Source organism: Pseudomonas sp. EA_65y_Pfl1_P113 (assembly GCF_963970525.1).
Taxonomy (GTDB): domain Bacteria; phylum Pseudomonadota; class Gammaproteobacteria; order Pseudomonadales; family Pseudomonadaceae; genus Aquipseudomonas; species Aquipseudomonas tritici.
On sequence record NZ_CAXAQM010000358.1, the window covers coordinates 1 to 523 of the forward strand.

Genomic DNA, 523 nt, shown 5'->3' on the forward strand with positions numbered 1-523 from the left:
AAGTTCGGCTGCGGCGCGCCGGCAGGGGGAAGCTGTGCACCAGCGACCGTCATCGACGACAAGGCGCTGGCCGAGATCACCGGCGACACCAGCTTCCGGCCGGCGGTGCAATATCAGCAGGGTCCGGTCCGACCCGCTCCACAAAGTGTCGCGATCGCCGCGGCCGGGCCGGTCGGGGTCGGGCCGCAGAAGGTCCTGCGCATCGTCTTCCCCGCGCACACCGACGGCGCTGGACGTTACCATGAGACGAGCGTCGTCCAGGCGGTGGTCGACACCGGCCAGTGGGTGGCGGCGACCAACGGGCATGGGCCGGGCCTCGCTGCCTCGACCACACTGAACGTCAGCCCCGAGATCCTGTCGCAGCTGGGCGCGCCGATCGACGCCGTGACCGCGAACGAGCAGGCGACCGCCGAGCGCCTGGTCGCGGATGCGCCGGCGGTGCCCCTTGCCGGATCGACCGCACCAACCGTCGGTGCGGTCGCGGCCGCGCGAGCCAAAGCAAAGACAGGTCGCCCTCTTGCCG

Annotated in this window: 1 protein-coding gene; it reads left to right on the plus strand. The window is 71.7% G+C overall.

Features of this window, described 5'->3' with window-relative positions; genetic code table 11:
* Positions 1 to 523 (plus strand): hypothetical protein (locus AACY52_RS30035; protein ID WP_339561336.1); only part of this gene is annotated, 523 nt, incomplete at both ends.